General features: G+C 57.3%; 21 protein-coding genes and 2 pseudogenes. 4 read left to right on the top strand and 19 right to left on the bottom strand.

Going from position 1 to position 14564, the window contains the following annotated elements:
* Positions 1–263: 263 nt before the first annotated feature.
* Positions 264–485, top strand: a pseudogene (locus NOV86_RS19595) (ISH3 family transposase); the annotation flags it as partial.
* Between the two features lie 216 nt (positions 486–701).
* On the opposite strand, the gene NOV86_RS19600 reads toward NOV86_RS19595, so the two are convergent.
* The 5 genes and pseudogenes from NOV86_RS19600 to NOV86_RS19620 form a co-directional block, all read right to left on the bottom strand.
* Positions 702–1376, bottom strand: a complete 675-nt coding sequence (locus tag NOV86_RS19600; protein ID WP_267643512.1) for a hypothetical protein — start codon at positions 1374–1376, stop codon at positions 702–704.
* Between the two features lie 138 nt (positions 1377–1514).
* Positions 1515–2518: pseudogene (locus NOV86_RS23290) on the bottom strand (Cdc6/Cdc18 family protein).
* A gap of 107 nt (positions 2519–2625) precedes the next feature.
* On the bottom strand, positions 2626–2796 hold the full coding sequence (locus NOV86_RS19610) for a hypothetical protein (RefSeq protein ID WP_267643513.1): 171 nt from the start codon (positions 2794–2796) through the stop codon (positions 2626–2628).
* Positions 2797–2934: 138 nt separating this feature from the next.
* On the bottom strand, positions 2935–3156 hold the full coding sequence (locus tag NOV86_RS19615) for a hypothetical protein (RefSeq protein WP_267643514.1): 222 nt from the start codon (positions 3154–3156) through the stop codon (positions 2935–2937).
* A 58-nt stretch (positions 3157–3214) separates the two neighbouring features.
* Positions 3215–4192 carry a M48 family metalloprotease gene (locus tag NOV86_RS19620; RefSeq protein ID WP_438266727.1) on the bottom strand — a complete coding sequence of 326 codons (978 nt, stop codon included), beginning with the start codon at positions 4190–4192 and terminating at the stop codon, positions 3215–3217.
* Between the two features lie 132 nt (positions 4193–4324).
* On the opposite strand from NOV86_RS19620, the gene NOV86_RS19625 reads away from it, so the two are divergent.
* Entirely contained in the window at positions 4325–5128 is an 804-nt protein-coding gene (locus NOV86_RS19625; RefSeq protein WP_267643515.1) for a nucleotidyltransferase domain-containing protein, read from the top strand.
* Positions 5121–5642 carry a DUF8154 family protein gene (locus NOV86_RS19630; protein ID WP_267643516.1) on the top strand — a complete coding sequence of 174 codons (522 nt, stop codon included), beginning with the start codon at positions 5121–5123 and terminating at the stop codon, positions 5640–5642. The genes NOV86_RS19625 and NOV86_RS19630 overlap by 8 nt, the downstream gene beginning before the upstream one ends.
* 11 nt (positions 5643–5653) lie before the next feature.
* Here the strand turns inward: NOV86_RS19630 and NOV86_RS19635 are convergent, their stop codons facing one another.
* From NOV86_RS19635 to NOV86_RS19695, 14 genes are all read right to left on the bottom strand, one after another.
* Positions 5654–6193 carry a DUF7342 family protein gene (locus NOV86_RS19635; protein ID WP_267643517.1) on the bottom strand — a complete coding sequence of 180 codons (540 nt, stop codon included), beginning with the start codon at positions 6191–6193 and terminating at the stop codon, positions 5654–5656.
* An 80-nt stretch (positions 6194–6273) separates the two neighbouring features.
* Entirely contained in the window at positions 6274–6534 is a 261-nt protein-coding gene (locus NOV86_RS19640; protein WP_267643518.1) for a DUF8069 family protein, read from the bottom strand.
* 17 nt (positions 6535–6551) lie between these two features.
* Positions 6552–6827: a DUF7389 domain-containing protein gene (locus NOV86_RS19645; RefSeq protein WP_267643519.1), complete on the bottom strand. Its 276-nt coding sequence runs from the start codon at positions 6825–6827 to the stop codon at positions 6552–6554.
* Between the two features lie 110 nt (positions 6828–6937).
* Positions 6938–7189, bottom strand: a complete 252-nt coding sequence (locus NOV86_RS19650; RefSeq protein ID WP_267643520.1) for an AbrB/MazE/SpoVT family DNA-binding domain-containing protein — start codon at positions 7187–7189, stop codon at positions 6938–6940.
* 97 nt (positions 7190–7286) lie between these two features.
* Complete coding sequence (locus NOV86_RS23425; protein ID WP_497007456.1) at positions 7287–7565, bottom strand: PIN domain-containing protein; 279 nt, start codon at positions 7563–7565, stop codon at positions 7287–7289.
* Complete coding sequence (locus tag NOV86_RS19655) at positions 7550–7816, bottom strand: hypothetical protein (RefSeq protein ID WP_267643521.1); 267 nt, start codon at positions 7814–7816, stop codon at positions 7550–7552. The genes NOV86_RS23425 and NOV86_RS19655 overlap by 16 nt, the downstream gene beginning before the upstream one ends.
* On the bottom strand, positions 7813–8055 hold the full coding sequence (locus NOV86_RS19660; RefSeq protein WP_267643522.1) for a UPF0175 family protein: 243 nt from the start codon (positions 8053–8055) through the stop codon (positions 7813–7815). The genes NOV86_RS19655 and NOV86_RS19660 overlap by 4 nt, the downstream gene beginning before the upstream one ends.
* Positions 8056–8291: 236 nt before the next feature.
* Positions 8292–9113: a DNA-binding protein gene (locus NOV86_RS19665; protein ID WP_267643523.1), complete on the bottom strand. Its 822-nt coding sequence runs from the start codon at positions 9111–9113 to the stop codon at positions 8292–8294.
* 1023 nt (positions 9114–10136) lie between these two features.
* A complete protein-coding gene (locus NOV86_RS19670) occupies positions 10137–10544 on the bottom strand; it encodes a hypothetical protein (RefSeq protein WP_267643524.1) in 408 nt (135 codons plus the stop codon).
* 294 nt (positions 10545–10838) lie between these two features.
* Positions 10839–11273: a toxin-antitoxin system TumE family protein gene (locus tag NOV86_RS19675; RefSeq protein WP_267643525.1), complete on the bottom strand. Its 435-nt coding sequence runs from the start codon at positions 11271–11273 to the stop codon at positions 10839–10841.
* A gap of 2 nt (positions 11274–11275) precedes the next feature.
* Entirely contained in the window at positions 11276–11812 is a 537-nt protein-coding gene (locus NOV86_RS19680; RefSeq protein WP_267643526.1) for a DUF7342 family protein, read from the bottom strand.
* Between the two features lie 186 nt (positions 11813–11998).
* Positions 11999–12337 carry a DUF8030 family protein gene (locus tag NOV86_RS19685; protein WP_267643527.1) on the bottom strand — a complete coding sequence of 113 codons (339 nt, stop codon included), beginning with the start codon at positions 12335–12337 and terminating at the stop codon, positions 11999–12001.
* A gap of 209 nt (positions 12338–12546) precedes the next feature.
* Positions 12547–12855 (bottom strand): hypothetical protein, encoded by a 309-nt coding sequence (locus NOV86_RS19690; protein ID WP_267643528.1) that lies wholly within the window; start codon positions 12853–12855, stop codon positions 12547–12549.
* A gap of 143 nt (positions 12856–12998) precedes the next feature.
* On the bottom strand, positions 12999–13550 hold the full coding sequence (locus NOV86_RS19695; RefSeq protein WP_267643529.1) for a DUF7342 family protein: 552 nt from the start codon (positions 13548–13550) through the stop codon (positions 12999–13001).
* Between the two features lie 641 nt (positions 13551–14191).
* Here NOV86_RS19695 and NOV86_RS19700 point away from each other — a divergent pair.
* Entirely contained in the window at positions 14192–14500 is a 309-nt protein-coding gene (locus tag NOV86_RS19700; protein ID WP_267643530.1) for a hypothetical protein, read from the top strand.
* The last annotated feature ends 64 nt before the right edge of the window (positions 14501–14564 follow it).

Genomic DNA, 14564 nt, shown 5'->3' on the forward strand with positions numbered 1-14564 from the left:
TCGTTTTGTGACCGACCGTACTTTCGGCAAAGCTGGTCGTTTCGAAATTTCCGTTACCTGGACCTATTCACTCTGGTATCTCAGCAGGCGTGGCTAGCAAAACTCACTCCGGCGTCTCATCGAAGCTATTCTCGTAGACAAGGAAGCTTGGCAGTTACGACAAACTTAGCGGAAGAGCCGAATGTGCCTAAACTACTCTTCCGCTTCGCTTCCACCTTCAGAACGACGCTATCCTGCCGCCTTCTGCGGATTCAGCAGAGCAGGTTGTACGGCTGTTGTACGTCGTGGTGAGCTTGCTGTTACAGAACACCTGGCGGTATCTGCACTGGGAGTACGTGGCGACGCCCCGCCGTGACGGGCGTCGCCTCTGGAAGTGGTCGTTCAAGGAGTTCATCAACATGATTCGACGGGCAGCGTGGACGGCTCTCGCAACGCGTCGGGCCGTCCCCGCGAGCCGATCACCGGACGACCAGTTTCACCGGTAGACTTCGACCGGGCTGGCCTATGGTGTGAGTGGCGGCTCTGTCGCGTCGGGGGCAATCGCCCCCGACAGCAACGGCTCTCTATCGATTCGTCCATGATTCTCTCGACGAGATCGTTAGTGCAACTGCTCCGACACAGAACTCAGGTTTCAGAAACAGTTAGCCGAGAACGCTTTGTGAGGTACTGAATCTAAGTGAGAAGGAAGAGTACTGGGTAATCTAGCCGAATATCTTGGCTAACCAGCCAATTAACCCAGAGTGACCGGTGTCTGAACTCGAGCTGCTGCTCGTATTCGAAGAGCTGGTGTCGGAATCTGGTGATTTGGAATCGAATCCCTTGTGTGATCCGCTGTACCAATCTGGGCCGTCACTCGGATCACCTGTCTTACGCGAGCCCTCTAGCTGTAAGTCCGAAGCCTCGAGCGACTCGGGCACCCCTTCAACCACTTCTGGTTTGAACACCAGCCGATAATCACCCGAATTGTCTCCAGCGGGAACCTTTTCAAAGAGGTCTGAATAATCAGGTGGTGATGACACTTGGTCCTCGCCAATCAGTGGTGCAGAATGGTTAATCGGGTCATCCGGGATGGACGAAACCGTATCGAGTGAATTGGTCGAATCCCCGATCCCTCCTGACCCGCTCACATCTAACGAGCTACCGAAGAGCTCACTCTCCTCTTTCCACTCTTGATGAGCCTCCCACATGGCCCGGTCATGCTCACGGCGTTGGAGTTCATCTCGAGCGGCTTCCCGGAATTGACCCGCAAAATCAGGGTCGTTCAGAATATCCTGATACCCGGTCCGAGGGGCCACGCCATATCGGTCAACTTGGTTGAGTTCGTAGTTACTGAACGTCTGGAGATCTGGGCCATAGTTTGGTGCACCATAAGTCATGTTACATAGTGACGTGGACCTACAGAATAAGTGTTACCCCAGTGCCACAACGAGTCAAGTAGTCGGTCAAATTTCTCGCCAGAGGTTGAAACCAGTGGCCGATACGTACTTCAGATATATCGAATAAAGGAGAGTGGCCTATGCGATACTGTACGTCCGCCCACGCTTCTCACCGTGGCTCGTAATCAGGCCGTAGCGGTCGAGCTTCTTGAGGTGGTAGCGCACCGTTTGTTTCGCCTTAGGTTCCTCAAAGCGTTCGACGTATATTTCGTAGAGTTTACCTGACCCGATCTCCCCTTCTTCATCGATGATGTCGTAGATGGCGTGCTGGTGCTCGGTGAGTTTCTCCAGCGTGTTCTGACGGACTTCCTCCTTCCCAGCGGGGACGGCCTCTTCGATGATGCTCCGGGTAATCTCGTCTGCGCTCTGCTGGTCTGCCCGGCGAGCGGCCGACCGGAGGATGCCGATGCCGACCCGAGCGTCACCTGCCGCACTATCGGCAATCAATCTGAGTTCCTGTTTGCCGATACTGTCCTCGGTGAGTCCCCCAGCGCGCCCTGGCTTCGAGAATCGCAACCAGTTCCTTGAGGTGGTACTTGTCGAACTGGATGCGAACGCAGCTATGGAGCCGGCTCATGAGAGGGTCTTCGAGCTGTGAGAACAGTTCTTCCTCGCGGTTGGCGATGAGGACCATCGTGATCTTCGGCGCCTAGTAGAGGTCGTACAGGACCTTCGAGTCTTGGAGCTGGTCGACCTCGTCAAGGATGATGACGTACTGTGGCCCCTCGTAATCCCGTAGTCGGGTCGAGAGCTCGTCCTTTGGGGTGGACTGGCGCTGGATATCGACGGTCTGGTTGATACCCTCCAGGATACGGTAGAGGACGCGGTATCGGGAATAGTCCTGCCAGCAGTTGACGTACTGGGTGTTGATGTCCAGCACGTTCTCGCGGAGTTTCTCGACGGTGTACTGGGCGATACAGGTCTTCCCAGCGCCACTGGGCCCGTACAGGAGTGCAGTCTCGCCCGATTGCCCGTCCATGATGGGCCGGAGCGCGTTCGAGAGGTGGTTCATCCTTGGGATTACGGTGCTCGACCTCCTGTGGGATGAACTCGGGCTGGAGGACGCGGGCGTCGGCGATCATCAGATAGGTCTGTGCTGGGGAGGACAATAAACGGCACCGTGGGGTTGCCGTTATTGCCGATACTCGATTCTCGGGGTGGTTCGATAGTCGGTGAGTCTATTGCTGGACTACTCAGCTAATGACTCAGCGAGACCACGGAAATGGGAGGCGAGGATTTGGCGTTCTTCGTCTGTGATGTCTTGACGAACTCGGACGCGTGCGAGGACGTGTTCTTCGTCGATTTCATCGACGAGTTCAGCAAGGTCAAGGTCAGCGGTGTGCCACGATTTCTCTGTCATAATCTGTTTGGAGTCGGTATCGTACTAAAACAACGGTTCGAGTGACGGATGAGCAAGTGACGGACCGTGAATTCGCACGAGAACAGCCGCTCACTGGATAGCAGGAGAGCCGGTTTGGAAGCACGGAAAACGAACCGGTCAGTCGGTAATCCGAATCTCTGAGTTCACGCGATAGATGTACCCACGCATCTCCAGTACTTCGAGTGCTTCGCGAGCGTCCGCTCGTGTGAAGCCCTCTTTCATGAGTAGGCTTTCGGCATTGGCTTCGTCGATGCCGGGTTCAGGCGGTGAAACCGTCCCGGAAAGGAGGTCGAGGCAATCCTCAGCAAAGGGTGGAATCGGCGTTGATTCGCCGTGCATGGGTTCAGTCCGTCTACGGATATTCGTTCAGGCTCAATAGACCTATCCCCTGTATGGTTCAGGGATTTTGTCGCTCCACAGCGCCGATAACTTCCTTCGCGGTCTTCACAATACGCTGGAGCCGCTCACGAATCGCTTCGGCTGGGTCACCGTCCCAGGCAGCGACGTACAGCGCGCTGTTTGAGGCATCCAGCCCGAAGTACTGGGAGACGACGTAGACCACACTCTCGGCTTCCACCTCGCGTTTCTTCCGTTCCCCGTGGTCGTCGACGTCGAAGTGCAGGAGAGCGTGTGCGTACTCGTGAGCAAGCACACTCGCGACCTGTGCTTCGTTCTCTACGTCTTTCACCTCGACGAGCAGCGAGCAGTCGTAGGCACTTCGGTCGGTACAGATTCCATCAGCAGTTCCATGTTCCCAGTCGTCAGTAGGAACGATGTTTGCACGGACACCGAGGCTCGTTGCGGCGTTGAGTAGAGCGTCAAGGAGTTCCTCCTCGTCTCCGTCACCCCTTGCTTCAGTATCGAGTTCAGGGAGTGGTTCACCGTCTGTCTGGGAGACGTCGAACACGGGAACGGGCCTGAACCCCACTAGACCATCGTCCCACTCGTCTGCCGGCGTTTCGTCGTACTCACAGTCGCTACTGTCGTGGTATGACGCTGAATTTCCACAGGCGGGGCACTTGCTCGTGATGATGGGCGCCCAGATCCAGATAGCGGACTCGCCTTCCTGGACGTAGCGGTCGAACTCTTTCACCCAGGTGTTGTAGCCAGCGACCTTCGTCGCGTGGGGACACTGGTGCTTGATGAGCAGCGTGTTCCGGTAGGAGTAGTCGTGGAAGTGCGATTGGACGTCCAACCACTCCTGCAGTTCCGCACTTGCTCGTGCTTCGTCCGAGAGTTCGGCGAACTGTTCGACCCACGCTTCCAGCGAGCCGTGCATCTCGTCGCGACGGGTGTCGGACTCGCCGAACTGCCTGTGGGTGGTCTCTTGGTCTTCGGTGCTGCCGCCACTAGCCTCTGTTTGGTAGGAATCTATCGACATCGAGCATCTCCGAGGAGAACTCGAAGTCCCCCTCACCCGTCAGGGGGAGATAAAATGGCTCAGTCATCGAGATCCTTGGCTGAACAGAATATAAAGTATAAGTATTCTAGTGTGCTACTATGCCCTATGCGGAGTAATAGTTCGGCAGAAGAGGCCGACGGTCAGTCGGATGTGGGAGGGTCTATCGAGCTTGGACTCCCGATTCGAGATGCTGAGCTCTTCAAACATGGGGCGACGACGTATATCCTCCACTTCCTCAGTGACAACCCAGACATCAACGTCTCTATCCGGCAGCTGTCAAAGGTAACGCCCTTCAGTGAGCGCGCAACGCGGGAGGCCGTCAACGTTCTTGAGCCGAATGGGCTCGTCGAAACCTTCCATAAGGGGAACGCACGTCGCGTTCAGATTAACAGGGAGCGACTTTCCAAACCGAGTGACCCAATCCGTAGTATCCCGCAGACAGAGTACCACACGCCCGTTCGAATTGCTAAGCAGTACATCGTCGATGAGCTTGCGGATGTTCAGGGTCTCATTCTGTTCGGGAGCGTTGCCCGTGGAGAGGCTGACCGTCAGTCGGATATCGATCTCTGGGTGCTCGTCGGTGGTGACCACATGCAGCAACGGCATGCCGCGAACAAACTTGCAAAACACTTGGAGGGCCTACAGATTCCCCCAACGATTGCTGTCGCGGATGCGATGAACGCTGACCTTGAGAGTGCGTGGAACGAGGTCAAAGAGACACTGGAGTCCGATGAGCAGAACTGGGCGTCCGCACAACGGCATTCGTTCGAGATACTCGTCGAAACCCCACAATCGATTCTCAACCAGTCTGACCGAGTCGATGCAGAGAAACTGTTTGGCGAAGGGATTACACTGCTTTCGTCGGAGACGCTTGACCGAGTGAAAATAGAGGTGCTCTCCGATGAGTGATCCCCGGGAGATTCTGGACGGCCTCGCGGAAGCTGAAGATGCGTTCGGACACGCGTATGGACAGCCAACGTTCGAACCCGGATTGAACGCCAGCACTGATGCTGGTGAAGGTGAGGTACAGCTTCAGAAAGCGTGCCGCCTTCTCGAATTGACGCACCGACTTGATGAACTCGGCGAGTACTATGGAGCGATACTGGAACACTCGTTTATTGTCATCGAACACACGTTCCAGGGATACCTGCTGGCGATGACGGGGACTGACCCGCGAGAGCTACGAAACCACACGTCACCGTACGAGTTTGCGAAAGGGCAGGTACCACTGGAGGCAGACACCATCGAGACGTTGAAAACTCTGTACGACGCCCGCCGGACCGAACACTACTACGGAACCACTGTCACAACAGAGGGACAGGCAGACGCGATGCGTAGCGTCGCCACGGCCGTCCACGAGCACATCGTATCGTTCGACCCAGAGCTTCACCGATTCTGCAACTGTTCGTCGACGAGGGAGTAGGAGACGCGCTTCTAACTGTTCCTGTCTTCGTCGCGTTTGAGACGGAGTAGTGCCTGTCTCGCATCGCGAATCCGGCGGCGGAGTGTCTGGAGTTCGCTCAACTGGTCGTACCGCTCTTCGAGCTCATCGAAGGGAACGTCAGCGAGGATACTGTCATCGACCTCAGTCGCATCAAGTTCGGTTTCGAGTTCGTCTACGCGCGTCTCGTACTCTTCGACGAGCGATTCGAGTTCAGTCCTACTATACTCTCTCGTGAGGCGTTCGATTCTGAGGAAGTCGAAGTACGCCTCGTTGCGCCTGTAGAGTACCGGGTCGCTGGCGGTCTGTTCGACGACTCCCATCGCATCGAGCCACTGCAGGTTCGTTCGTGCACCACCAGGAGAACAGTCTGCGAGTCCTGCAATCTCAGAGACTGGGGTTGGATCCGTGAGTCCTGTGACGACCTCGTAGACGCGCTCCTTCGTTGATCTGTCTGCGACGCTCTTGCCCCACGGCTCGGCGAATGACCCGACATCCTCGGGGGCGTCATCCGAGGAATTACGGTCTGCCATCGTGTCCCTCAGTAAGAAATCTCCTCAGAATATACTTTGGGTGGGCAAAGGCAGACCTACATGGTGGTGTTCAACGTCGCTCAGCTGTCGACACCGGCTAGCCAACCGCGATGGAAGTACGCGAGACAGATACAGGAGCGGAATATCTCTCCAGTCGGGCGGTGCCTGAACTGCTTCGATTCTGGATTGGGGGCGACGATGCCGGCGTCGACGAGGTCGGTGACGATGTGGCGGGCGTCCTCCTCTGCAATTTGGAGTGCACTGGTGTGGTCACGGTCTTGGGCGAGCTGGCGTCGTTCGAACTGTTCGTGGCTGTCGGATTCGTATGGGTCTGGTGTCATGGCTAGTGAGAAGGGGATTATTCGTTCGTGTCGATGCTCGGGTCGAACGCTCGTGCGGCTTCGGCGAGACGGCACAGCTTCGAGAAAAGCACGTCGACGTCGGCTTTCGCCTGCTCGACGGTCGGTGCTTTGACCTTCCCTTCGAGACGCTCCTGGTCACGAGTGCCCGTCCCCCGGGTTATCGTAATTTTGATTGAGGCCCCTGTGTCGGTTCGAGTGACGTGCTCGGTCGTCTCGAAGTCGTCTGGAAGTCTCCGCTCGTCGTCGTTAGTTGGGTCTGTGTCTGTCGACATCTGAGGATTCTCCCTCACCCCTGAGGGAGTGATAAAATGCTATGCAGAAGAGTTCCACCCTGATGTTCTGAAAACAAGGCGAGTGCCTCGGGGTCAAGCCCTGAGGTGGTTCACTCGGTGTCGACGCCCCAGACGTCGTGGTCGGTAGCCACATCGGTTTCTGTGTCTCCGTCGTAGCCGTGGAAGTCATCGAGGGTTCCAGTGTGACCCTTGACGACCCGGACGCGGATGGTCCCGTCGTCGTCGATGTGCCAGCGAAGAATATCACCATTGTCGATGCCGAGTTCCCGGCGAATCCGCGCAGGGATTGTGGCCATATTCCCCGTGACCTTACTTTCTGCGTCGGCACAGTCACTGCTCATACTCGTTTAGTAGGTTTCCAATATGAATAGAGTAGTGTGTAGCTACCAGAATATCGTTGCAACGCTCCTCTTGATAGTTGATGCACCGGAGAACGAGTCAGAAATCGTCCGGAAGTACGTCGGTGATTGTGTCTACGGGAGCAAAGTACCGGCCCTCGGTTGTCCACGTCGCAAGCCATTGGTCTGCCTCAGTGACCGTGAGCTGATCAGTTGTCACACCGTAGGCGAGGATTCCGAGCGAGCCGGTTACTGGAACATCGTATTCAGCTGCGAGGGCTCGACCTGCTGAATCATCAGTGGCGAGTATGCAGTTTCGGTTCTGTTCGCATGCGGCAGCAATTGCTTCGGCTTCGCCACGGTCTACACGCGAACGGATCTCCGTATATTTTGCTGGAGTGTTGTCGGTGCAGTTTCGACGAGTTCGATATCACTAGAGAGGATTGCGTCGACTGCCGGTTGCAGGCTGTCGTAGCCGTGGTCGATGCCGCGGATGAGTTCATCGCGGACGGCTGGAACAGTCTGCGGCGCTGTCAGCGTCTCAGTCATCCACGAAATAGACTCAGAGATGCTGAAGTTGCTGAGGACTGTTGCATCAAGAATAACCGCAGTTTCCTCGAGGCCTGTCATTCACTGTCCGTGTCGAGGTTGAGCGCGACGTCGACTTCACTGTCGAGTTCTTCACGGGATTTCGGACCGTAGCGAGCGTCGATGCCGAGGTCGTCGAGGAGGTCTTCCATCTCCCATCGGGTGATGCCGACACGTTCGGCCGCTTTCCCTAGACTGATCTCACCGAGGATGTACAACCCAATCGCTGTCGCGAGCTTACCCGTCTCCTGGGGGCCGTCGTTCCGGTGGTCGATCGCCATTCGATTCGAACAGAAGTCACGTATCCCCATGAATGTTGCACCTCATTGAACTTCACCTCTCCTGAGTTCGAGAGATGCTGGTCGTGCGCTCTTCCGACGTTCGTCCATAACCGATAATTGCCACTCTGATGTTAAGGTCGTGGCTGCGCGCGCAGCGCAGCGAGCACGGAGCGGTGGGTGGGGAGGTGGGTGTCGGGTGGTGGAGTCGACAAAAAAGAAAGGACCGCCGGCGTCGACTACTGTTCCCACCATCGGTCGCGCTCGGGGAAGGTCACCCGCGACCAGCCCGTCACGGCCACCGAGACGCGCCCCTGGTACCAGTTCTTCGCGACGTTCCGCAGCCGCACGAGCTCGCCTTCTCGAACCACAGGCGCCCCTGACCGCTTCCAGGACGTGAACTTAGTGACGCCCGTCTCGTCCTCGATGAGCCCGACCTGAGCTATCTTCGGATGGCTCGACTCCCACAATTGGGTTACACGACCTTGGATACACACCTCACGCCGCTGCACGTCTTCCAGGCTGGCGATAGGGACGATGGTACCGGGCCGGTCTCGCTCGGCTTCACTCACGGCGATAACCGCACTAAGGATGCTCCCACCGTCTGCGACGCGCTCTGCCAGCTGCCTCGCGATGGCCGCTCTCGAACTGCCGTGTTCGATGCGACTGTGGATCTTTGCCGCCTTCTCGTTCACCGTCCCCAGCTCCTCACGACTGAGTCTCTCTCTCGGGTCGGGTTCGGGCTTCCAGACGCCCTCCAGCGTCGCTGCCTGCGCTTCCACGTCATTTCGACACCGTTCCTCTCGGGTTGACTCCTGTGCCCGGTCCCACCGCTCTCGCGTCCGCCCGATCTCCAGCTCACGCGCTACCATCCGTTCCTCCGCTTCGAGGGTCAACGCCTCCCGGTTCACGTCAGGGTGATTGCTGTCCACTTTCGCCTGGATCTCCAGTTCAACCGTCGCTTCGAGCGTCGGCGTCTCCTCGACCACGTACGCGTCCGTGGGGTCTCTGTATCGTTCTGGAACCGAAACTTCATCACTGAGCTTGTTGCTATTATACATTGGTATCTTACCTGGTACCGCACGAAGGCGCTCACTCGGCGTCTTTTTCCGACCACCATGACTCTCCAGCCCTGGCTCTCGTCGACGACCAACTCATCCATCGCGCGCTCTCGCTTGCGCCTTCGCTCGCGTCCCCTGGGGCGCGAGCGAGAGCGCGCCAGAAGAGAACAAGTTACCAGAACCGCGCGTCCGACCCGCCCGTAGCGAGCGTCCAGCGGGATAAGCCCGCTCTCGGTCCGGCCCGAACTGCGGGACCGTGTTCAGGGCGACTGTCGGTGCGCTCGCCGAGTCGGGGCGGTCGTGACTCGGCGAGCGCGCCGGCACCAAGCGCTGGAACGCGAAAGCCCGCGAGGGGCGCAACCGACGGGCTTACCCGCTGGCGCCGAAGGCACATGAGCGACCGCAGGGAGCGAGCCTGGCCCGGAACGGGCGCTCGCGGTGCGGAGAGCGCCCGCATGCCCGGAATGGTCGGTCGCGAGCGATGCGGAGGTCCCGTGAACGCAGTGAGCGGGACGCCGGTGAGCTTGCTCACCGGAAGGCGGCAGCGGCGAGCGGGGCGTGCCGTCGAAGACGGGCTAGCGAACACTGGACTCCGATGCCGGGGCTTGGCGTTCGCGTTCGAGTTGGTATACTGGAAGCGACAGTGTTCAACTAGTCACTCGGGTGGGGCTGAAAGGGGCCGTGCGCTCGACAGTCGAGACGACGGAAGCACCGCAGGAACGAGGAGCGCAGCGAGTCGCAGACGGCGAGCGTGCGGGGGCTTTCGAGGTGTTCTACTTCCGGCCTGATCAAGATACAGTGACAGACCGAGAGGTGCGAGTGAGCCACGAGATTTCCTGACGAGCCGCTGATGTGTTCTGTGACTCCTGCTGAATACAGGGCGCGAATCGGGATTCGACCACTGGTCATCTGGGGATCGGCTGGTTCGGTTGAGTCAGTAGGTGAGTGTGGCAGAACGAACAGGTTCTATGGACAAACGACGGCCTGAATGCCTGTGTTGCAGAGGATGCGAATCGGACGTAATCAAGCCTGGATGTCAACTTCGGGGCCGGGATTAACTATCACGTCGATGGTGACGGTGTCTGACGTGTAGGTTGGGGTGACTACTTTATCAAAAAGTTTGGTTGTGGATTGCTCTGAGATGAAGACTGTTACTTCGAGCTCGGATGCACGGTCTTTCGGCACCTTCGTTCGATATCTGATGGCGGAACCATCGTCCCATCCTACACCGTTTCTACCGAATACCTTGGTCTTGTGTTGGTCTAAGACAACGATATCGGCCTGATAATATTCGCCGGCATTGTTTTCGACTGCTATCTCTACCTCGACGTTTGCAGTTTCAGTTGATTGCTCCGAGGAGACACATCCGGTGAGTGTGGGGAGAGCAGCACCGCTGAGTTGGAGGACCTTCCTTCGGGGATAATCGACCATATTACAAATTTGTCTCCGTACCGTCCTAAATGTTGGAACAGTGCCGGTGAATGCTTTTCCCTGTCTACTGAATCGAGGAACCGAGACGAATGATGAGTTCTTCTGCCCGAGATGCGCCTCTCGGTCCGTCGGCGTATTCAGCGAACAAGTGCTGAAACAAACGAACCTCGCGTGCTGACTGCATCCTCTCTATTCAGCACGGCACATCTGACAGGGTTGATTCAGAACACTGGGTGAAGCGACAGACCAAGCCCTCTGAGTCTGTCGAACCACTCTAAGTCTATTCCAGACGGCCTACTCGCTCCACAGCGTCGTGATTCGTTCTTCGATGTCATCGAGAACGAGCGTCAGAACATCACGGTAATCTGATGGCCACGAAGCATCCTCACCAGGGGTAGGAGCTGTTGGCGGCGGATGGAAATGATCGCGGGTGTTGTGTGGGTTCGGGTGGCGGTCCCAGCGACACTCCCAGGAGGTTCCATCGAGAACGTCTCGATAGTGGATTTTGAAGTCGTCGTTCGTGTACCAGCGAACAGCGAGGCTCGCGTCCTCTACTTCGGACGGATAGTACGGGGACGCGAGTGTAACAGCGAGTTCGAGGTGGCCGTTGTCGTCCGTGATGGTCGCCTGTTCGACCTGGTTCGTCGACGCGAGTCTGGTCTGGATGAATTCAAGGATTGGTCGGTCGATGGGGGCAGGACTCCCTCCATCGCCAGCGGGTGGAGCCATCGTTAGCCAGACGCCTGTTCCCGTTCGTTCGTGCTGGCGTGTTGCTGGCGGGCTCGTTCGTATTGTTCACGCTCTTGGCGGGCAGTCGCCCAGTCCGTGAGGTCGGCGTAGACGTCGTCGATCGATACGTCAGTGGAGGCTTCGGCTACCGCGACCGCATCGACCGCTGCCGGACTGGGAGTCTCGTAGTTGTCTTCATAGCTCGAGATCTTCGCTGTCAGCTCCTGGACGCGCCGTTGGAGTTCTTCGGTTGTATGTTCGGCGGCGAGTTGGTTGATTCGTCGCCACTCGAAGTACGCGTCGTTCCGCTCGTAGGTCGTCGGATGGCCATCGTGACGGGTGACGATTCCGAGGTTGGCGAACCACCCGAGGTATTTTCGGGCTGTCTTCGGGTCACAGTCAACCTGGTCTGCGATTGCCCGTGCCGTCGTTGGACTCCGCGTCTGCAGGATGGTTCCGTAGACGCGCTGCTCGACGTCGTCACCGCTGAAGGCATCGTCGAACGGCGGCGGACCGTCTGTTGAGTCGGATTCAGCCATGGTTGTTGTCTGGTCGTGGAAAGACATAATTCTTGCTTCAAGGAATTATTTCCTGCTTTCTCATCTACAGGCGAAGCAGGCCGAGTGCCTCGGGGCTTGACCCCGAGGCGGTTCACGCCCGCTCTTGAGTCCGATACAAAGTACGCTGTGTTAACCAACAGAATCAGACTTCGTTGCTAGTGTTGGTTAAATATACGGAGGATAGTCGCGGCGAAGCTGCCTAACCGGCTTCACGCAGAAGGTATCGTACACGCCCACTGTCTCCCCATCCGGCGGAATCGTACTCTGTGGATTCGGCCGGGTAAGCCTGTCCACCAGTTCTTCCCGCAGTTCTTGGCGGCTGATAGTCGTCTCGTACCAGCCGACCCGTTTGTCATAGCACCGTTTTTCGAACGTCTCTCCGGTCTCGTCTGCGATGAACTGTGTCCGATTGTTTCCCCAGAGACGCGACGCTACGTACTCTGCCCCAACGTCTTCGTGGGTGAGTTCGACGAGGACGCACTCAACGAAGGTGACGATGGACATGTCGTTCCGCTCGTTCGGTACCGAAATAGAGAGCTGCGCCCAGGGGCGAGGTGTTTCGTCTGTTTGGTCTGGTGTGCTGTCGGTGCCACGGTTCAGCCGCCGCTGTCGATTGGTTTGCATGGTCGTTCTCGGGGAATCTCAGGGTCCCCGTCACCCCTGACGGGGCGAAAAAATCTCAGCGGCGAAGATGCCTTCCAATCCAGAGAAAGTTAGAATTCTCTCGTCTTTCGTAGCTCTTCGGGGAGCCTGTCGAGACAGGTTTCGAGGAAGCTCAGAGGGGCTTCCACTTCGATATGCCCTGGCTCATGAATCTCTTCGCCATCGCCTTCGCGCTGGAAGTGTGTCGTCCCGAGGTCTTGATGGTCGTCGTCCTTGTGCCATCCCAAGCTGACAGCCTCGTCCGCCCAGTGGACACGCTGGACGTCTGTTCCCTCACGAGGTCGCCAGAGGACCTCCACCTTTGCCGTCTGGCGTGGGAACGATTCGCCGAGGAACATCTCTATCTGTACGTCTGCCACGACAGTCCGGGGCCGGATTCGAGACGGTTCGTAGCGAACATCAGTGAATCCCGGAACGTTCTCCATTCGTTCTTTGAGCCGACGAAGTCCTTCACGCCGGGTGAAGCCCCGGCCTCCTGCAAGAAAGATCACCATTCGTTCGACTACCCTTCCTGTGGGAGCGTTTCCGACGGTCCGTTGCCGAGCGAGTCAGCACCGAGTGTCGTCAGGGAACTCTTGAGGCTGATTGCGAGTTGAACCGACTCCCGAACCTCGATGTTGTACTCCCATTCCTCGATGACATCGAGGCGCTCGCGGCGCTCTTCTCCGGAGAGGTCCTCATCTCCGATGCTCTGGCGCAGGGCTGGGAGCGATTCGACGTCGTACGTCTCTTTCCACGAGTCGATTTCGTCCCCGATGGCGCTGAGCTCTTGGGTCAGTTCGTCGAGCGTGTGCGATTCGGCAAGCTGCCGGACTTCTTTGAGGAACTGCGTGACTGTATCTGGCCTGTAGCTCGTTCCATCGCCGGTTTCGAGTTTCTTCAGGTCGCCCTGGTCGACCATTCGGTTGAGGTACTTCACAGCTGTGTCGCGAGAGACATCCGCTTCTTCGGCGATCCATCCGGCATTCCGTGCTTCGGTCCGTGTGAGTGCGACGTGCCGGACACGTTCTGCCGCGTCCATCTCGTCAGGCCACATTGGTTCTTTCTCGGTCATTAGTGGAGACTTGGTCATGTGTGTACTAATAATTTCGTGCTAGTGCTAACTATTTGGTTTACTGTGCTGGGGTGATTTCCCACCAACACGCTTGGCATGGGGGCAGGGTTCTCCGAACGCAGTTCTCTGACCAGCAGTCGGCTACGTTTCGTCCGGACTGAAATCGACACGCTCGCGTGTCAGCAAGGGGTCCTCACCATCACGCAGCGGCGGCTCACCGAGGGCTTCTGGATCGAGGGACGGGGCACTCAAGAACTCCTCTAGCGCGCTGGTCCCGTCTTCGTTATCTGCCGTCATCGGTGTCCACCCTTGATGAGAGAGTAGTGGTTCGCCTGGATTAATTCCTCCGTCGTAATTTTGGTGTACTACACCCGCTGCAGTGTGGAAAACTGGCTCTGTTAAAATGTTCAGTCGCGGGTAATTTTTGGGGGCCGTGCTGAATACAGGGCGCGAATCGGGTACCGACCACTGGCCAACCAGAGGACGGCTGATCCGGTTGATTCAGAGGGCTGGGTCTGTCACTCGTCATCGAGTGGGAGAGAATCACCGTGATTCTGGCACAAAGGCTTTGCCATCAGTTCATAAATAGGACACATATGGGTTCTGGAATGTGTCGGCGTCACTTTCTTGTTGGTCTCTCTGTGAGCCTCACCATGCTTGGCGGATGTGGCGAATTTACGGGGACACAACGGTACAGCGTGCGGATTCGAAACGAGACCGAACGTCCTGTTGACGGGTTTCTGAAAATTGTGTCTACTGATGGTGGGGATGTCGTTCTCGACGAGTCTCTGAATGTGGGGTCGGGCGAACAAGTAGAGTACTGGGTAGAGGAAGGCAAATATAATCTGGTGGTTACGTATAACGGAAACGAGTCCACACACATCTGGATTGCCGACGAATTAGGGTTGGACGTAGTCATACACGAAGATGGGGTCAGTTACCCTGAATGAGCAACTCGCAGTCTCGGTCTGTCGGCGTATTCAGTGAACAGGTGGTGAAACAAACGAACGTCGG

The sequence above is a fragment of the Haloarchaeobius amylolyticus genome, from assembly GCF_026616195.1.
GTDB lineage: Archaea > Halobacteriota > Halobacteria > Halobacteriales > Natrialbaceae > Haloarchaeobius > Haloarchaeobius amylolyticus.